Origin of the sequence: Streptococcus suis (assembly GCF_002960445.1) — a bacterium.
Lineage (GTDB): Bacteria > Bacillota > Bacilli > Lactobacillales > Streptococcaceae > Streptococcus > Streptococcus hyiners.
Map to the genome: position 1 here is coordinate 1 of NZ_POJD01000218.1, position 364 is coordinate 364.

1 pseudogene is annotated in these 364 nt (G+C 34.9%); it reads left to right on the top strand.

Annotated features, from left to right (window positions below):
- A pseudogene (locus C1G53_RS08965) lies at positions 1 to 364 on the top strand (histidine triad protein); the annotation flags it as partial.

Below are 364 nucleotides of genomic sequence, written 5' to 3' on the forward strand. Positions count from 1 at the left end.
AAAATTGGAATGGCTACTTTAAAACAATTAGGTTTTGATGATGAGATTATTGAAGATATTTTGCATGCTACGGCCGATACTCCTTTCCCATCTAATGAAACAGATTCCGAGAAGATGAGAGAGTGGTTAAAAACGGTAAAATATCTAAATATTGGTCAGCGAAAAGATCCGCTAAAGAGAGCCGGTCTGGACTTGATGCCAAATGTTGAAGTGTTAGGGATTGGTTTTACGCCAATTGATGATGTAAAACCTATCTTGCAATTTAAAAAATTGAAACAATTATGGATGACTAGCACAGGCGTTAAGGATTATCAATTTTTGAAAGAAATTCCAACATTAGAGGGAATTGACTTATCACAAAATG